Below are 14668 nucleotides of genomic sequence, written 5' to 3' on the forward strand. Positions count from 1 at the left end.
TTTTACGTATTCGCCCGACCAGATGAGTATTACCGGACCAGACTTCCTCGATGCTAGGCTTGGCTCCTGCTGAGGCGCGATAAGATTTGGTGATGCTATAGCTCCCCGGCTTGGAAGGGGGGCCGACATCCTCTCGTCGAGCACCCTTCAGATCTACTGTGAAGACTTCAAAATCGAAGGCTATAATCGCTCCATGCTAAATCCAACCGAAATACGACCTCTCCTTAAGCAATGGATCACGAGAGTGATGCCCCATGATGCTCAGGATGTCTTCATTGAAGAGCTTTGCTTTATTGATAAGGCTCGGCGGGCTGACCTCGTTCATGCCAACGGGAAGTTGAGTGCATTTGAGATAAAGTCTCACGCGGATACTTTGAGTAGGTGGGGAGGTCAGCAAGAAGCTTATTTAGCCTGTTTTGATGAGGTATGGCTTTGCTGTCATTCGAAACACTTAATTAAGGCGCTAGAAGTCTCTATACCCACTGTAGGAATACTGGTAGTAGACGATTATTCAGGGATGGCGATGATAAGAAGCGCTAAGTCGAATAGGTCGCAGGATAAATTTCATTTGACTGGTTTTTTATGGCGGGACGAGCTCGACTCTCTGGCTAAGAGTTTCGGTATCAATGTTCGCGGGAAGGACCTGATTAAGGATGTGCGTCATAAAGTTAGCGACGCACTTCCTCTGGCAGATATTAGAGATTGCGTTTTGCAAACTCTTAAGAATCGATACTCTTAGATAAGATCGTCAAAATCTAATTCGTCAAACTCATCATTAGCGTCGTCGGTTATAGATAAAATCATTGCGCAGATATGCTGATTGATTCTATAACCGTTCCATGTTCCATTGTTGCCGTATCCAGTAGAGGTTGCGACAATTCGGGAGTACTCACGAGTGGCCCAACAGAAATCATCACCATGATAACCTGGTAGGTTTCTAACCTCTTGTGCTATTTCGATATAATTTGCAAATTCTTTATTTCCTCCTTTCCGTCTTTGCCACCATTCCGTTGGAGTGTAATAACAACCGAATGGTAGCACTGGCATCCCTGGAATGTACTCCATAGGTGCGGTTGGGTTGGTTGCCGCGTAGTCGCCATATGTGGGGCTAGGATTTATGCCGTTGCGGTCAATGTTTGACTGCCAAGCGACGTCATAACAAGCAGAGGATCGAGAGGTATTAGACGCTGGTTTGTCGATAGGGAATGAAGTGCTAAGCAGTATTACGCTTTGTAAGTTGTAAACATTAAGCTGCTTCAATGAATGGTTGAATTCGGAGCCTGCAGCCGTACTTGCCGGTGAGGTTGCCCCGAAATCCAGTATCACATGCGCGAAGTTAGGCAGATTTAGAGAGTCTAGGATTGATAAAAGTCTGGCCCAAGATGCAGAGGTCGGTTTTTCAGGGCAGAAAACTCGAATTGCGATTTGGTTGAAGTTTCGCTCTGCAGATAGAGCTAACTGAATAACGTCTCTTTGCGGATCATCGTCGGTCCATGAAATTACTGGGATTAGTTGATTATTTGTTTGCTGGGTGTTTAGAAAAAACTGCTGTTTATTTTCAAAGGCATCGCTAGCGTTGTGAAGGTCGTTGCCTCCAATGAAGTCCTCTCCGACATCTTTTCTTACTCTAGATACATCTAGGAAAAATGGGTGATCAGTCCAGTTTGCCAAAAATGTCTGTAAGTGTCGGTCATCATCTCCTCTCATATCCAAGAGAGGAGTAAATACATCTTTCCTATCAGGCTCCAGATTGATGAGAGCTTTTATATCGTTTTGCCCTACCCTTAAGCATGCTACATATTGCATGTCGCGCTCCTTGCATTTTATTAGGAAAATTTGACTATTGGGGCAGTAATTAAAATTCCAGCGTGCCCCAATGGATGCTGAGAGGTATTTTTTATTTTGAATAACTTGTTTTAACGTTACGCCCTGCGTGGCAATCATTGATGCTAGCCCATGGGTGGCAAAAAGCCAGTCTGGCTGGGTTTTTCAATCTGCAGTTTGGCGAGGTGGCAAGGCGAGCAGTTTCTGATTCTGGTCCAGAGTTAACTGGCCGTCCCCTCTGGTGAATATTTGACGAGCATCAGTCGCCAGCACGCAGCGTTTACGCTGGGGGCAGCGTATTGCTTGCGCTGGGGGAAATTCAGACGAGACCCATCGGCGAAAATCCGTCTAGGGCCTGTCTAGTATTGCCTGGCGCATTAAGGATTTGTCTGGCGCGGTATTTCACCACCCCATCCCGCCAGGATATTGATCGGGCATCCACCTTGACGGCCGCCTCTCGAATTTTTGGAGGTGATGTTTCGACATCATCGGCAACAATCTTGCCTGGCTGGTATGGACACAGACATCTGAGCTGGTCGGGGGGGAGTATTGAACGTCCCTCCCTATGCTCATTTGTATGGTCACAACCAAAGTGGTCAGGTTGCCAGTGGAAAAGACTGCAAAACCCTGAAAACCACAGTGGAAATCAGCGCTTGGCAACCATAACTTCTGATAACAGGCGACCGGTTTGGTTCGCGCCTTGATGGTTGCGAACCAGAAGTGCGAGTTTGCTGCCGGTACGCACCTAATGCGTACCGAGCTGCGTGCTTCCTGTGCGCAATTTGCGCAGTTACTGCGCATTCCGGGAGCGAGCCCTCGCTGAGGCCGAACCGATTAATACCGACAGGGCAGCATGCGGCCCAGCGCGTGAGTATGTTGCGTTAAGAGGGGCGGCTAAAGGGCGGCGTTTTATCTCGCTGCGCTTCATTTTTCTTGTACCTCTCAGTTTTAATTATTTAAAACAAAAAAGCCCCAGGTCTCTCAACCTGGGGCTTTCTCATTTCATATCTGGTGCACCCGGCGGGATTCGAACCCACGACCCCTGCCTTCGGAGGGCAGTACTCTATCCAGCTGAGCTACGGATGCTTGTGCGGGCGACATCATACCCATGTCGACCTTGGGCGTCCATGCCGGTCTTTGGGCCTTTAAGTGTAGGAAACCGCCGCGTGCAGGCTCTGGGCCGGGGGCCATCGATCAGTGCGGTGAAACCAAGTGCGACTACGCTGATCAGAAAGGTCTGACGGATATGCCGTTTTTGTTCTTTTTTTCGAACATCCTATTGCCCTGTACCCCCATTGATCCTAGGATTCGTTTGAGATTTCAAACGCTCTGTCTCCCGTGCGCACGTTATTGGTTCTTGCGCACCGAGGCCGATTTCCCTGACGGCAGCCCACCAGGCGCCTTTCAACAACTCTAATTCGCTCCGCGCGCGCGCGGTGCTGTTAAGGAAAGCCGACATGCAGCTTAAAGACACCCAGTTGTTCCGCCAGCAAGCCTTCATCGATGGCGCTTGGGTCGATGCGGACAACGGTCAAACCATCAAGGTCAACAACCCGGCCACGGGCGAGATTCTCGGCACCGTGCCGAAGATGGGCGCCGCCGAAACTCGCCGCGCCATCGAAGCCGCCGACAAGGCCCTGCCGGCCTGGCGTGCACTCACCGCCAAGGAGCGCGCCAACAAGCTGCGCCGTTGGTTCGAACTGTTGATCGAAAACCAGGACGACCTCGGCCGCCTGATGACCCTCGAACAAGGCAAGCCGCTGGCCGAAGCCAAGGGCGAAATCGTCTACGCCGCTTCCTTTATCGAGTGGTTCGCCGAAGAAGCCAAGCGCATCTACGGTGACGTGATTCCCGGCCACCAGCCCGACAAGCGCCTGATCGTGATCAAGCAGCCGATCGGCGTGACCGCTGCCATTACCCCGTGGAACTTCCCTGCGGCGATGATTACCCGCAAAGCCGGCCCGGCCCTGGCCGCCGGTTGCACCATGGTGATCAAGCCAGCGTCGCAAACCCCGTTCTCGGCCCTGGCCCTGGTTGAGCTGGCACACCGTGCCGGCATCCCGAAAGGCGTGCTGAGCGTCGTCACCGGCAGCGCCAGCGACATCGGCGGCGAGCTGACCAGCAACCCGATCGTGCGTAAATTGTCCTTCACCGGCTCCACCGAAATCGGTCGTCAACTGATGGCCGAGTGCGCCAAGGACATCAAGAAAGTCTCCCTGGAGCTGGGCGGCAACGCGCCGTTCATCGTGTTCGACGACGCCGACCTGGATAAGGCTGTCGAAGGCGCGATCATCTCCAAGTACCGCAACAACGGCCAGACGTGCGTCTGCGCCAACCGCCTGTACATCCAGGATTCGGTCTACGACGCGTTCGCCGAAAAACTCAAAGTGGCCGTGGCCAAGCTCAAGATCGGCAACGGTCTGGAAGAAGGCACCACCACCGGCCCGCTGATTGACGAAAAGGCCGTGGCCAAGGTCCAGGAACACATCGCCGATGCCCTGAGCAAAGGTGCCAAACTGTTGGCCGGTGGCAAGGCGATGGAAGGCAACTTCTTCGAGCCGACCATCCTGACCGACGTGCCGAAAAACGCCGCCGTGGCCAAGGAAGAAACCTTTGGCCCACTGGCACCGCTGTTCCGCTTCAAAGACGAAGCCGAAGTGATCGCGATGGCCAACGACACCGAGTTTGGCCTGGCGTCCTACTTCTATGCCCGCGATCTGGGCCGTGTGTTCCGTGTGGCTGAAGCCCTGGAATACGGCATGGTCGGCGTCAACACCGGGTTGATCTCCAACGAAGTGGCGCCGTTCGGCGGCATCAAGGCTTCGGGCCTGGGCCGTGAAGGTTCCAAGTACGGGATCGAGGATTACCTGGAAATCAAATACCTCTGCCTGGGCATCTGACCGGTAAAGGATTGCAGTAAACGCAGAGGGCACGAGAGCGCTGTCCCTTTGCGTGTTTCACGCCGTTATTCGCAGTGGCCGGAAAGCTGTGGCAGTCGATCATCGCATGCTGCCGTAGTTGCCTCCCCGCCACCTATCCTTGAGCCACGCCGCCCGATGAGCGGCGAATGAGGACTTTATGAGCAAGACCAACGCTTCCCTGATGAAACGCCGCGAAGCCGCTGTACCGCGCGGTGTTGGCCAGATTCACCCGATCTTCGCCGAATCCGCGAAGAACGCCACCGTGACCGACGTTGAAGGTCGCGAGTTCATCGACTTCGCCGGCGGTATCGCCGTGCTGAACACCGGTCACGTGCACCCGAAAATCATCGCAGCGGTGACCGAGCAGCTGAACAAGCTGACGCACACCTGCTTCCAGGTGCTGGCCTACGAGCCTTACGTGGAGCTGTGCGAGAAAATCAACGCCAAGGTGCCAGGTGATTTCGCCAAGAAAACCCTGCTGGTCACCACCGGTTCCGAAGCGGTCGAAAACGCCGTGAAAATCGCCCGCGCCGCCACGGGTCGTGCCGGTGTGATCGCCTTCACCGGCGCGTACCACGGCCGCACCATGATGACCTTGGGCCTGACCGGTAAGGTCGTGCCGTATTCGGCCGGCATGGGCTTGATGCCGGGCGGCGTGTTCCGTGCGCTGTTCCCCAATGAACTGCACGGTGTGAGCGACGACGACGCCATCGCCAGCATCGAGCGTATTTTCAAGAACGATGCCGAGCCGCGTGATATCGCTGCGATCATCATCGAGCCGGTGCAGGGCGAAGGCGGTTTCTACGTCGCGCCGAAAACCTTCATGAAGCGCCTGCGCGAACTGTGCGACAAGCACGGCATCCTGCTGATCGCCGACGAAGTGCAAACCGGTGCCGGCCGCACTGGCACTTTCTTCGCCATGGAACAGATGGGCGTCGCCGCCGACCTGACCACCTTCGCCAAATCCATCGCCGGTGGTTTCCCGCTGGCCGGTGTGTGCGGCAAGGCCGAATACATGGACGCCATCGCCCCAGGCGGCCTGGGCGGTACCTACGCCGGTAGCCCGATCGCTTGCGCGGCCGCGCTGGCGGTGATGGAAGTGTTCGAAGAAGAGCACCTGCTGGACCGCTGCAAGGCCGTCGGCGAGCGCCTGGTAACCGGCCTCAAGGCCATCCAGGCCAAATACCCGGTAATCGGCGAAGTGCGTGCCCTCGGCGCGATGATTGCCGTGGAGTTGTTCGAAGATGGCGATAGCCACAAACCGAACGCCGCTGCCGTTGCATCCGTGGTGGCCAAGGCGCGTGACAAGGGCCTGATCCTGCTGTCCTGCGGTACCTACGGCAACGTATTGCGCGTACTGGTGCCGCTGACCTCGCCGGACGAGCAGCTGGACAAAGGCTTGGCAATCATTGAAGAGTGTTTCGCAGAGCTTTGAGCCCAGCGCTTTTCTCGATAGAAAACCCCGCGTCGGCGGGGTTTTTTATGCCTGATGAATCACCTCCAGGCGTTGATTGGGTTAATCCGCGATCACCGCACCGATGAACGGCACGATCAACGCCGTACTGATCGCCATGGATAAGACGTTGCCGATGTAGGGATGCAGGTAGCTGGGCAGGCGCCCGGCAATCGCGCAGGCCAGCGGCGGGGCGATCAGCGCGCCCAGTATCGCGCTGGCTACAATCACTGTCGGGTTGCCGCCATAGGTCAATACGGCAGCGGGCACTACCGACACCAGGGGCACATAGGTTGGGTACCAGCCACGCTCACGCCATTGCCGACGCCACAAAAGAATACCGATGAGTGAGGTCAGCGCTTGGCCTGCAATCAGGTGTGGCAACCATCCAGATCCATGCGCGGGGCTCAGGGGATTCAGCGCATAAGCCAGCAACACCCCAGCGAGCAAACCCAGGCTGGCCCACTCATTGCCATAGAACGGCGCTTCGGAAAAGTCCGCCAGCACCCGACGTAACGTCCAGCGTATACCGTAATCGGGTATTTTCAGGGCTGTGGCGGGAGGGATGCTGGCCCTGGGTTCAGCTGCACGGCTTACCAGCACCGGCAGGGCACGGCATAGTAAAAACGCCACCACACTGCCCAAAGCCATGCCCAATACATTGCCAATCACCACCGGCAAACCCAGCGGAATGCACAGGTAGTTGACCAGCAACAGGCAGCTCGGCGTCACCAAAAGCGCGCCGAGCAAGGCGCCATTGAGCGTGACCTTCCACCCCCCGCCAAACAGCAGCACCATGGCCGCCGGCAGCGAAACAAAGGCGGCGAACGTGGGTTGCCAGGCGTCTGCCGTCAGGGTCCAGCCCCACATCGCATTGCTTAGCAGCAAGCCCAGCAATGAACTGGTCACCAGCCAGGGCCAGAGCCCCGTGCCGTAGGCGATGCTGAAGCCTTGCCAGGCCTGGGCATAACGACTGGTCCAGTAACCGAAAGCGCCACCTAGCAGCAGGCCGAGTGACGCGAACTCGTGTTTGTAGAAGGCCACCTCACTGATATCGCCGACCACCCAACGCAACCACGCTGTTGGTGTGGGCAGGCTGGCCATCATGTCGTTGTAGCTTGGCCAAAGCTCCGGCGCCGAAGTGGAGTAAGCCACTGACAACCCGGTGAGTGACACTACCAGGGTGAGCGAGGCCAGGAACAGAATGACAAGGTGGCGAACAGGTGAGTCTGATGACAGTTTTTTTGTCGGTAGGAAAGCCATGGTCGCACCCCCATCAGCGTGGCAGGCACGGGTGAAGGCGGTAGCCGAGCATCCCGTCATACAGGTCGCTGCGACGATCCCGTTGCAGGTCGTTGAGGCTGTTCCAGATCGGTGCGCTGCGAGCGCTGGAGAGGTCGATGTCGGCGTAAATAATCGCTTGCTCGTTAGGTGAGGCGATCTTGCCGATGGGCCAGCCGTTGGTGCCGGCAATCAGTGAACACCCAAGGTAACGTGCATCCTGTTCCTCGCCGATACGGTTGGCCGCAGCAATGAACACGTTGTTGACGTGGGCGGCCGTCATGGTCAAGTACGAGGCCATGCATTTGCCGGCTTCGTCGAACAGCGGCGGTGGGGTCCACACCCAGTTGTTCAGGCTGCAGATGATATCGGCGCCTTGCTGGGTCAGGATGCGTGGGACCTCGGGGAACCAGATGTCCCAGCAGATCAGTAAACCTATACGGCCTATGGGGGTTTCAAACACGGGGAATCCAAGGTTTCCGGGGCTGAACCAGAGCTTTTCCTTGTTCCAGAGGTGGGCCTTGCGGTATTTGCCAATCAGGATCAGGCCGTCGGGGCCCAGCAGCACGGCGGTGTCGAACAGTTGCATGCCGTCGCGTTCAGCCAGGCCTGCCACGAGATGCACCTGGTGAAACTGCGCGAAATCCATCCAGGCCCGCAGGCTGGGACCGTCTGGAACGGGCTCGGCATGCAGATAGGCATCCTGGCGACTGTTGAACAGATAACCGGTATTGGCCAACTCGGGCAGCACAATCAAATTGGCGCCATTGTTAACCGCTTGCAGGGCAAGGCTCAGGCTGGTTTCCAGGTTGGAAGCGCGATTGTAGGTGCCGACTTGCGGATCAAATTGCACAACGGCGACGCGTACGGGGCTCGTGGACTCGTTCATGGTGCAGACCTCTTATTGTTATGAGCCCACCGGAATGGGTGGGCCGTTTAATAGGAAGTCTTCTTTTGCTGGGCGTCAGTAGGTTGTTTCCTTTTGAAGCGTAGGCAGTTGCTGTATCAGCGGCTGCCTCTGGTAGCGCGGTATGCGACTAGCGCTGCCAACCCAATACGAGCTAACCCGCGATCACCCGATTTTTACCCTGGCGTTTTGCCTCATACATCGCCGCATCGGCGCGGCCGAACAGGCTGTCGAGGGTCGAGTCGTCTTCGCGCAGGCTGGTCAGGCCTTGGCTGACGGTCACTGTAAACGCGTGGCCTTCAACGCTGAAACTCAGCGCCTGGATTTCCTTGCCCAGCCGCTCGGCTACCTGCAGGGCCATGTCCGGGGCGCAGCCGGGCAGTATGGCGGCGAATTCTTCGCCGCCGATGCGGCCGAACAGGTCGCCACGGCGCAACACGCTTCGGCCACTTTCGGCGATGCGCCGCAGCACCTGGTCACCTTCGAGGTGGCCATAACTGTCGTTGATGTCTTTGAAGTCGTCGATGTCCAGCAACAGGAACGCCAGCGGCGTGCCCTGCATACAGGCGTTGTCAAAGGCCTGGTTGGCGAGTTCGAAGAAGTGCCGGCGGTTGCTGCTCTGGGTCAGTACATCGGTGGTGGCCAGGCGATGCAGTTCCAGCTCCAACTGCTTCTTTTCGGTGATGTCCTCGGCCATGCCCACGACGATCATCGGCTTGCCCGGCTCGGCCTGCTGATTGATATAGCATTTGTCGCTGAGCCAGCGGATCTGCCCGTCGACCGTGACGATGCGGTATTCGCGGTCTTCCACGGCGCCCTGTTCCAGCACGCGGGCCAGGCTGTGTTCGGCGTAGTCGAGGTCTTCGGGGTGGATGCTGTTGCGCCATTCCCGGTGATCGGCCAACAGCAAACCGGCGCTGCGGCCGAATATCCGTTCGTAGGCCGGGCTGACGTACAGCACACGACGCGTTTCCCAGTCGATGGCCCACAGCACCGCGTTCACGCTCACCAGCAGCGAGCTGAGCAGCTGCTCACGCTCACTCAGCCGCTCGACCTCGCCCTGGGCATGCATCAGCGCCAGCAGGGTCGACGCCGCCGCTGGGCGCGGTGGCTGGACGGTGGACAGGTCAGTCGGGCAGGGCTTTTCGTGAACCATCGGAACAACTCTCTCTGGGCGCGCCGCAGGATGGAACAGCGGTCACTACAAGGGGTCACCATGATGGCGAAGTGTTCTTTGAGAGAGGGGAATTGCGGTGAAGTTCCGTGATCGGGATGGATTGGCGGTGTCCGGAAAATGGCGCCAAAAAGCCAGTGTGCGGGAGGGAGAGCCCTCCCGCAGTACCGTCAGACCGCTGCGGGACGCAGTGAATAGGTCTTCAATTGGTGAGCGAAATCACGCAGAGATTGAATGCCGCTGGCCTCGGCTTCGTGCACCCATTCCTTGATCGCCGCCAGCATGTCGTGGCCGTTGGAACTGGTTTTGAGCCAGATTTGCTGCAGCGCCAGGCGCTTCTCGTAGATCACGCTCAGCGCATGGCTGTGTTCCAGCATGCTCTGGATGCGCACGTGGTGGCGATCGCTCAGCAGGCTGGTTTCCCGCGACAGCAGGCGCTTGGCGCGGTGAAACTGGTGGCGCACCGAATGATCGACTTTCTCCAGCTCCTGCTTGACCAGCGGGCCGATCACCAATTTGCGGTATTGGGCCATGATCTGGAAGCGGTTGTTGAGGATCGCCATCGCGGTGTCCATGTCCAGGTGGCCCTTGCCTTCGACACGGTGGGCGATCGGCGCGACGCGCTGCACCTTGGCCAGGCGCAGGAAGCTGAATACCTTGATCCAGGCCCAGCCCAGATCGAATTCCCACTTCTTCACCGACAACTTGGCCGAGTTGGGGTAGGTGTGGTGGTTGTTGTGCAGTTCTTCGCCACCGACGATGATGCCCCACGGCACCAGGTTGGTCGCCGCGTCGCGGCATTCGAAGTTGCGATAGCCCACGGCATGGCCCAGGCCGTTGATGACGCCAGCGGCCCAGAACGGGATCCACATCATCTGGATCGCCCAGATGGTGATGCCAATGGTGCCGAACAGCAGCACGTCGATGACACCCATGATCGCCACGCCCAGCAGCGGGTAGCGCGTGTAGAGGTTGCGTTCGATCCAGTCGTCCGGGCAGTTCTTGCCGTAGATGCGCAGGGTCTCGGGGTTTTCCGCCTCGGCGCGGTACAGTTCGGCACCTTTGCGCACCACGGTGGACAGGCCCTTGATCACCGGGCTGTGCGGGTCATCGACGGTTTCGCATTTGGCGTGGTGCTTGCGATGGATGGCGGTCCACTCGCGGGTGTTCTGCGCCGTGGTCAACCACAGCCAGAAGCGGAAGAAGTGTTTCAGGCCAGCATTGAGCTCGAGCGAGCGATGGGCTGAATAACGGTGCAGATAGACGGTGACCCCGATAATGGTCACGTGGGTCATCAACAACGTGACTGCCACCAGTTGCCAGGCTGACAGGTCAAGAAAACCGTTGTACCACATAGGCTGTATGGCCCTCAGATAAAGTAAAGAACAGCTCACGCATTATCACTAAGCCTACAGAGAAAACCAGCCGCCCTTTCAGATAGAAGTGACTGGATGTTTCTTATTCTATAATCCTCAGCCTTCGTAGGGCGATTGTGTTTTTTTGGTAAGGATTACTGAGCATATGTTGTTTTCATACCGAGGAGCCCTACGTGCGGGGCTGGTATACCTGCTGATTTCCGTTCTATGGCTCCAGCTTAGCCACCAATTATTAATCAGCTTTATCGATGATCCACGGGTCTTGGCGCATTGGCTGCAACTGCGCGGCTATGTCTGGGTAGGCCTGAGCGCGCTGGCTATTTACCTGATGGGCGCGCGGTTTGCCCGTGCCCACGCGTTGCAACAACCCCTGAAAGAAAACCGTGAACGCTTGCAACAGGCCGCTGCGGTGTTTGATTGCACCCGCGAAGGCGTGCTGGTTACCGACGCTCAGGGCCTGATCGTGCACGTTAATCGGGCGTTCATCGAGATCACCGGATACCGCCGCGAAGACGTCATGGGCCGGCCACCGAGCCTGTTCAAGTCCGGGCGCCATTCGTCGAATTTTTATCAACAGATGTTCCAGGCCCTCGAGCGCAGCGGCGAATGGAGCGGCGAAATCTGGAATCGGCGCAAAAGCGGAGAAATTTACCCGCAGTGGCAAACCATCCGCGTCATCCGTGATGACCAGGGCCGCATCAGCCACTACGTCGCCGTGTTCTCGGATATCAGCGCCATCAAGGACTCCGAGCACGAGCTGGCGCACCTGGCCCACCACGACCCGCTGACCGGCCTGCCCAATCGCCTGCTGTTCACCGACCGCGCCGAGCAGGCGCTGGCCTCGGCACGCGTGCACAAGCGCGGCTGTGCATTGCTGTTGATGGACCTGGATCACTTCAAGATCATCAATGACAGCCTGGGCCACAACGTTGGCGATCAACTGCTCAAGCTGGTGGCCGACCGTCTCAAGGGGCTGTTCGGGCCTGGGGTGACCCTGGCGCGCCTGGGGGGCGACGAGTTCGCCGTGCTGGCGGAAAGTTGTCCACAGGTGATGCAGGCTGCAGCCATGGCCCAGCGTATGCTTGAGGCCATGAAGGAGCCGTTCATTTTTGACGGCAACCAGCTGTTTATCAGCGCCAGCATCGGTATCAGCCTGTTCCCCAGCGATGCGCTGAGCGCCGAGCAATTGTTGCGCAACGCTGACTCGGCCTTGTTCAAGGCCAAGAACGCGGGCCGTGAAAGCTACGCCTTGTACACCGAGGAACTGACGGCTCATGCGCAGAATCGTGTGGAAATCGCCAGCGAATTGCGCCGCGCCCTCGACCAGCAGGAGCTGCGCGTCTATTACCAGCCGGTGCACGACCTGCAGGACAGCCGTTTGATTGGCGTGGAAGCGCTGGTGCGCTGGCAGCATCCGGAGCGCGGCCTGGTGCCACCGGGTGAATTTATCCCCATCGCCGAGCGCACCGGGTTGATCGCCGACATCGATGCCTGGGTGATGGACCAGGCCTGCCGCCAGATGTGCCTATGGCTGGCGGACGGCGCGCCGTTGGGGTTTATCGCAATCAACGTCTCCAGCCGCCTGTTTGCCCGGCGTGAACTCTATGAACAAGTCGGCCAGGTGCTCCACGACACGGGCCTGGACCCGGCATTCCTTGAGCTGGAAGTCACCGAAAGCGCAGTGATGGACGACCCGGAAGTGGCCCTCGAACAATTGCACCGCCTGCGCGAGCTGGGCCTGCGCCTGGCCATTGACGACTTCGGCACCGGCTATTCCTCACTGTTGCGCCTCAAGCGCCTGCCGGTGCAGAAACTCAAGATCGATCAGGGCTTCGTCGCCGGCTTGCCCTGGGATGAAGACGACGCCGCCATCGTGCGCGTGGTCATCGCCCTGGCCAAAAGCATGGGCATGCAGGTGCATGCCGAGGGGATCGAGCAAGTGGAGCAGGCGCGCTTCCTGCTGGACCAGGAGTGCGACATGGGCCAGGGGTATTGGTTTGGCAAGCCGATGCCGGCGGCCGATATCGACTGGCACCGAGCCCCGGTCGTTAGTTGAAATGCGATCAAACTGTGGGAGGGGGCTTGCCCCCGATAGCGGTGTATCAGCTTGGTGAGGCTTGGCTGACCCACCGCCATCGGGGGCAAGCCCCCTCCCACATTGGATTGCATTACGGCTTAATTTCAGTGGCTGAACGCAAAACCTGCGCGCAACCCCACGTCCCGTCAGAAAATTCTTTCTGGTTATATAAACATTCTTAAATAGTATTTTTAAGAATATCCGCGCTTATCTACTATCGCCTCACGCCGCAAGCAGTGCCGCCACTGCCAGGCACTATTCATTTCAGGAGCGAGACCATGAGCGCATCTCTACGTAGCGTCGACGGCCAGGACGAAGCAGCCATTTTGCGTGAGATCCAGAGCGCCTTGCGCGATCTGCGGTTTGGCGCGGTGGAAATCACCGTACACAACGCTCAAGTGGTACAGATCGAACGCAAGGAAAAATTCCGTCTGCAGAACCCGGGTAACAAACCCGCCTAAGAATAAGCCACCAGTAGGAGCGAGCTTGCTCGCGAAAAACGCCAACGATAACGCAGCGCATCAGGTTTAACGCGGTGCTCCTGGGTTTTTCGCGAGCAAGCTCGCTCCTACAGGGTTGCGCCAACATAAGAATTTCAGGAGCTTCTATGTCGTCGATTCGCCGTTACGCCCTGGCCGCATTGGCCAGTGCCGTGTTTGCCGGTTCCGCCGTTGCCAAGGACTACGAGTTGCTCAACGTCTCGTACGACCCGACCCGTGAGCTGTACCAGGACTACAACGCTGAGTTCACCAGCTTCTGGAAACAGTCTCACCCGGGCGACAACGTGAAGATCCAGCAATCCCACGGTGGTTCGGGCAAGCAGGGCCGCGCGGTGATCGACGGCCTGCGCGCCGACGTGGTGACCCTGGCCCTGGCCGGCGACATCGACGAAATCGCCAAGCTGGGCAAGACCCTGCCGGAAAACTGGCAGACCCGCCTGCCGGATGCCAGCACCCCATACACCTCGACCATCGTGTTCCTGGTACGCAAGGGCAACCCCAAGGGCATCAAGGACTGGGGCGACCTGGTCAAGAAAGACGTTTCGGTGATCACGCCCAACCCGAAAACCTCCGGCGGTGCGCGCTGGAACTTCCTCGCGGCCTGGGCCTACGGCCTGAAGACCGGCGGCAGCGAAGCCAAGGCTCAGGAATACGTCAAGGAGCTGTTCAAGCATGTGCCGATCCTCGACACCGGCGCACGCGGTTCCACCATCACGTTCGTTAACAACGGCCAGGGCGACGTGCTGCTAGCATGGGAAAACGAGGCGTTCCTGGCGCTGAAAGAAGACGGCGGCGCCGACAAGTTCGACATCGTCGTGCCTTCCCTGTCGATCCTCGCCGAGCCACCAGTGGCCGTGGTCGACAAGAACGCCGAGAAAAAGGGCAATACCGAGATCGCCACCGAATACCTCAAGCACCTGTACAGCCCGGCTGGCCAGGAGATTGCGGCGAAGAACTTCTACCGCCCACGCGATGAGAAAGTCGCCGCCAAATACGCCCAACAGTTCCCGAAACTGGACTTGGTGACTATCGACAAAGATTTCGGCGGCTGGAAAACTGCCCAACCGAAATTCTTCAACGACGGTGGCGTGTTCGACCAGATCTACACGGCGCAGTAACAACACCGATCCCTGTAGGAGCGAGCTTTCTGTGGCG

The 14668-nt window shown here is 57.9% G+C and carries 11 protein-coding genes and 1 tRNA gene; 6 read left to right on the forward strand and 6 right to left on the reverse strand.

All coding sequences use genetic code 11. From position 1 onward, the window contains the following. Positions 1–193: 193 nt before the first annotated feature. Positions 194–739, forward strand: a complete 546-nt coding sequence (locus C4J85_RS00955; protein ID WP_124408779.1) for a sce7726 family protein — start codon at positions 194–196, stop codon at positions 737–739. Here C4J85_RS00955 and C4J85_RS00960 read toward each other — a convergent pair. Both C4J85_RS00960 and C4J85_RS00965 read right to left on the reverse strand, forming a co-directional pair. After that, complete coding sequence (locus C4J85_RS00960) at positions 736–1944, reverse strand: hypothetical protein (protein ID WP_177413559.1); 1209 nt, start codon at positions 1942–1944, stop codon at positions 736–738. The genes C4J85_RS00955 and C4J85_RS00960 overlap by 4 nt on opposite strands. An 889-nt stretch (positions 1945–2833) precedes the next feature. Then, positions 2834–2910 (reverse strand) — tRNA-Arg (locus tag C4J85_RS00965). 371 nt (positions 2911–3281) lie between these two features. Here C4J85_RS00965 and gabD point away from each other — a divergent pair. Both gabD and gabT read left to right on the forward strand, forming a co-directional pair. Beyond that, positions 3282–4724, forward strand: coding sequence for an NADP-dependent succinate-semialdehyde dehydrogenase (gene gabD, locus C4J85_RS00970; RefSeq protein WP_124408780.1), 1443 nt, complete (start codon positions 3282–3284; stop codon positions 4722–4724). A 178-nt stretch (positions 4725–4902) separates the two neighbouring features. Further along, on the forward strand, positions 4903–6180 hold the full coding sequence (gabT, locus tag C4J85_RS00975; protein ID WP_124369168.1) for a 4-aminobutyrate--2-oxoglutarate transaminase: 1278 nt from the start codon (positions 4903–4905) through the stop codon (positions 6178–6180). Positions 6181–6261: 81 nt separating this feature from the next. On the opposite strand, the gene C4J85_RS00980 is transcribed toward gabT, so the two are convergent. The 4 genes from C4J85_RS00980 to desA form a co-directional block, all read right to left on the reverse strand. Continuing rightward, on the reverse strand, positions 6262–7461 hold the full coding sequence (locus tag C4J85_RS00980) for a hypothetical protein (RefSeq protein WP_124408781.1): 1200 nt from the start codon (positions 7459–7461) through the stop codon (positions 6262–6264). Positions 7462–7474: 13 nt separating this feature from the next. Then, the gene (locus C4J85_RS00985) at positions 7475–8368 is read right to left on the reverse strand and encodes a nitrilase family protein (protein WP_124408782.1); all 894 of its coding nucleotides are present in this window, start codon (positions 8366–8368) and stop codon (positions 7475–7477) included. A gap of 172 nt (positions 8369–8540) precedes the next feature. Then, positions 8541–9542 (reverse strand): sensor domain-containing diguanylate cyclase, encoded by a 1002-nt coding sequence (locus C4J85_RS00990; RefSeq protein ID WP_124408783.1) that lies wholly within the window; start codon positions 9540–9542, stop codon positions 8541–8543. 188 nt (positions 9543–9730) lie between these two features. Beyond that, the gene (gene desA / locus C4J85_RS00995; RefSeq protein WP_124408784.1) at positions 9731–10915 is read right to left on the reverse strand and encodes a delta-9 fatty acid desaturase DesA; all 1185 of its coding nucleotides are present in this window, start codon (positions 10913–10915) and stop codon (positions 9731–9733) included. A gap of 166 nt (positions 10916–11081) precedes the next feature. Between desA and dibA the strand changes: the two genes are divergently transcribed. From dibA to C4J85_RS01010, 3 genes are all read left to right on the forward strand, one after another. Then, positions 11082–12992, forward strand: coding sequence for a phosphodiesterase DibA (gene dibA / locus C4J85_RS01000; protein WP_124408785.1), 1911 nt, complete (start codon positions 11082–11084; stop codon positions 12990–12992). Between the two features lie 299 nt (positions 12993–13291). Continuing rightward, complete coding sequence (oscA, locus tag C4J85_RS01005) at positions 13292–13474, forward strand: sulfur starvation response protein OscA (RefSeq protein WP_010565387.1); 183 nt, start codon at positions 13292–13294, stop codon at positions 13472–13474. 146 nt (positions 13475–13620) lie between these two features. Continuing rightward, a complete protein-coding gene (locus C4J85_RS01010) occupies positions 13621–14631 on the forward strand; it encodes a sulfate ABC transporter substrate-binding protein (RefSeq protein ID WP_124360743.1) in 1011 nt (336 codons plus the stop codon). Positions 14632–14668: the final 37 nt, after the last annotated feature.

The sequence above is a fragment of the Pseudomonas sp. R4-34-07 genome (assembly GCF_003852375.1).
In the GTDB taxonomy this organism is placed as follows: Bacteria; Pseudomonadota; Gammaproteobacteria; order Pseudomonadales; family Pseudomonadaceae; genus Aquipseudomonas.

What these genes read in the sequence shown, in the direction of transcription:
- C4J85_RS00955 (WP_124408779.1), top strand. Translation starts at nt 194, where the DNA reads ATGCTAAATCCAACCGAAATACGACCTCTCCTTAAGCAATGGATCACG.
- C4J85_RS00960 (WP_177413559.1), bottom strand. Translation starts at nt 1,944, where the DNA reads ATGATTGCCACGCAGGGCGTAACGTTAAAACAAGTTATTCAAAATAAA.
- gabD (WP_124408780.1), top strand. Translation starts at nt 3,282, where the DNA reads ATGCAGCTTAAAGACACCCAGTTGTTCCGCCAGCAAGCCTTCATCGAT.
- gabT (WP_124369168.1), top strand. Translation starts at nt 4,903, where the DNA reads ATGAGCAAGACCAACGCTTCCCTGATGAAACGCCGCGAAGCCGCTGTA.
- C4J85_RS00980 (WP_124408781.1), bottom strand. Translation starts at nt 7,461, where the DNA reads ATGGCTTTCCTACCGACAAAAAAACTGTCATCAGACTCACCTGTTCGC.
- C4J85_RS00985 (WP_124408782.1), bottom strand. Translation starts at nt 8,368, where the DNA reads ATGAACGAGTCCACGAGCCCCGTACGCGTCGCCGTTGTGCAATTTGAT.
- C4J85_RS00990 (WP_124408783.1), bottom strand. Translation starts at nt 9,542, where the DNA reads ATGGTTCACGAAAAGCCCTGCCCGACTGACCTGTCCACCGTCCAGCCA.
- desA (WP_124408784.1), bottom strand. Translation starts at nt 10,915, where the DNA reads ATGTGGTACAACGGTTTTCTTGACCTGTCAGCCTGGCAACTGGTGGCA.
- dibA (WP_124408785.1), top strand. Translation starts at nt 11,082, where the DNA reads ATGTTGTTTTCATACCGAGGAGCCCTACGTGCGGGGCTGGTATACCTG.
- oscA (WP_010565387.1), top strand. Translation starts at nt 13,292, where the DNA reads ATGAGCGCATCTCTACGTAGCGTCGACGGCCAGGACGAAGCAGCCATT.
- C4J85_RS01010 (WP_124360743.1), top strand. Translation starts at nt 13,621, where the DNA reads ATGTCGTCGATTCGCCGTTACGCCCTGGCCGCATTGGCCAGTGCCGTG.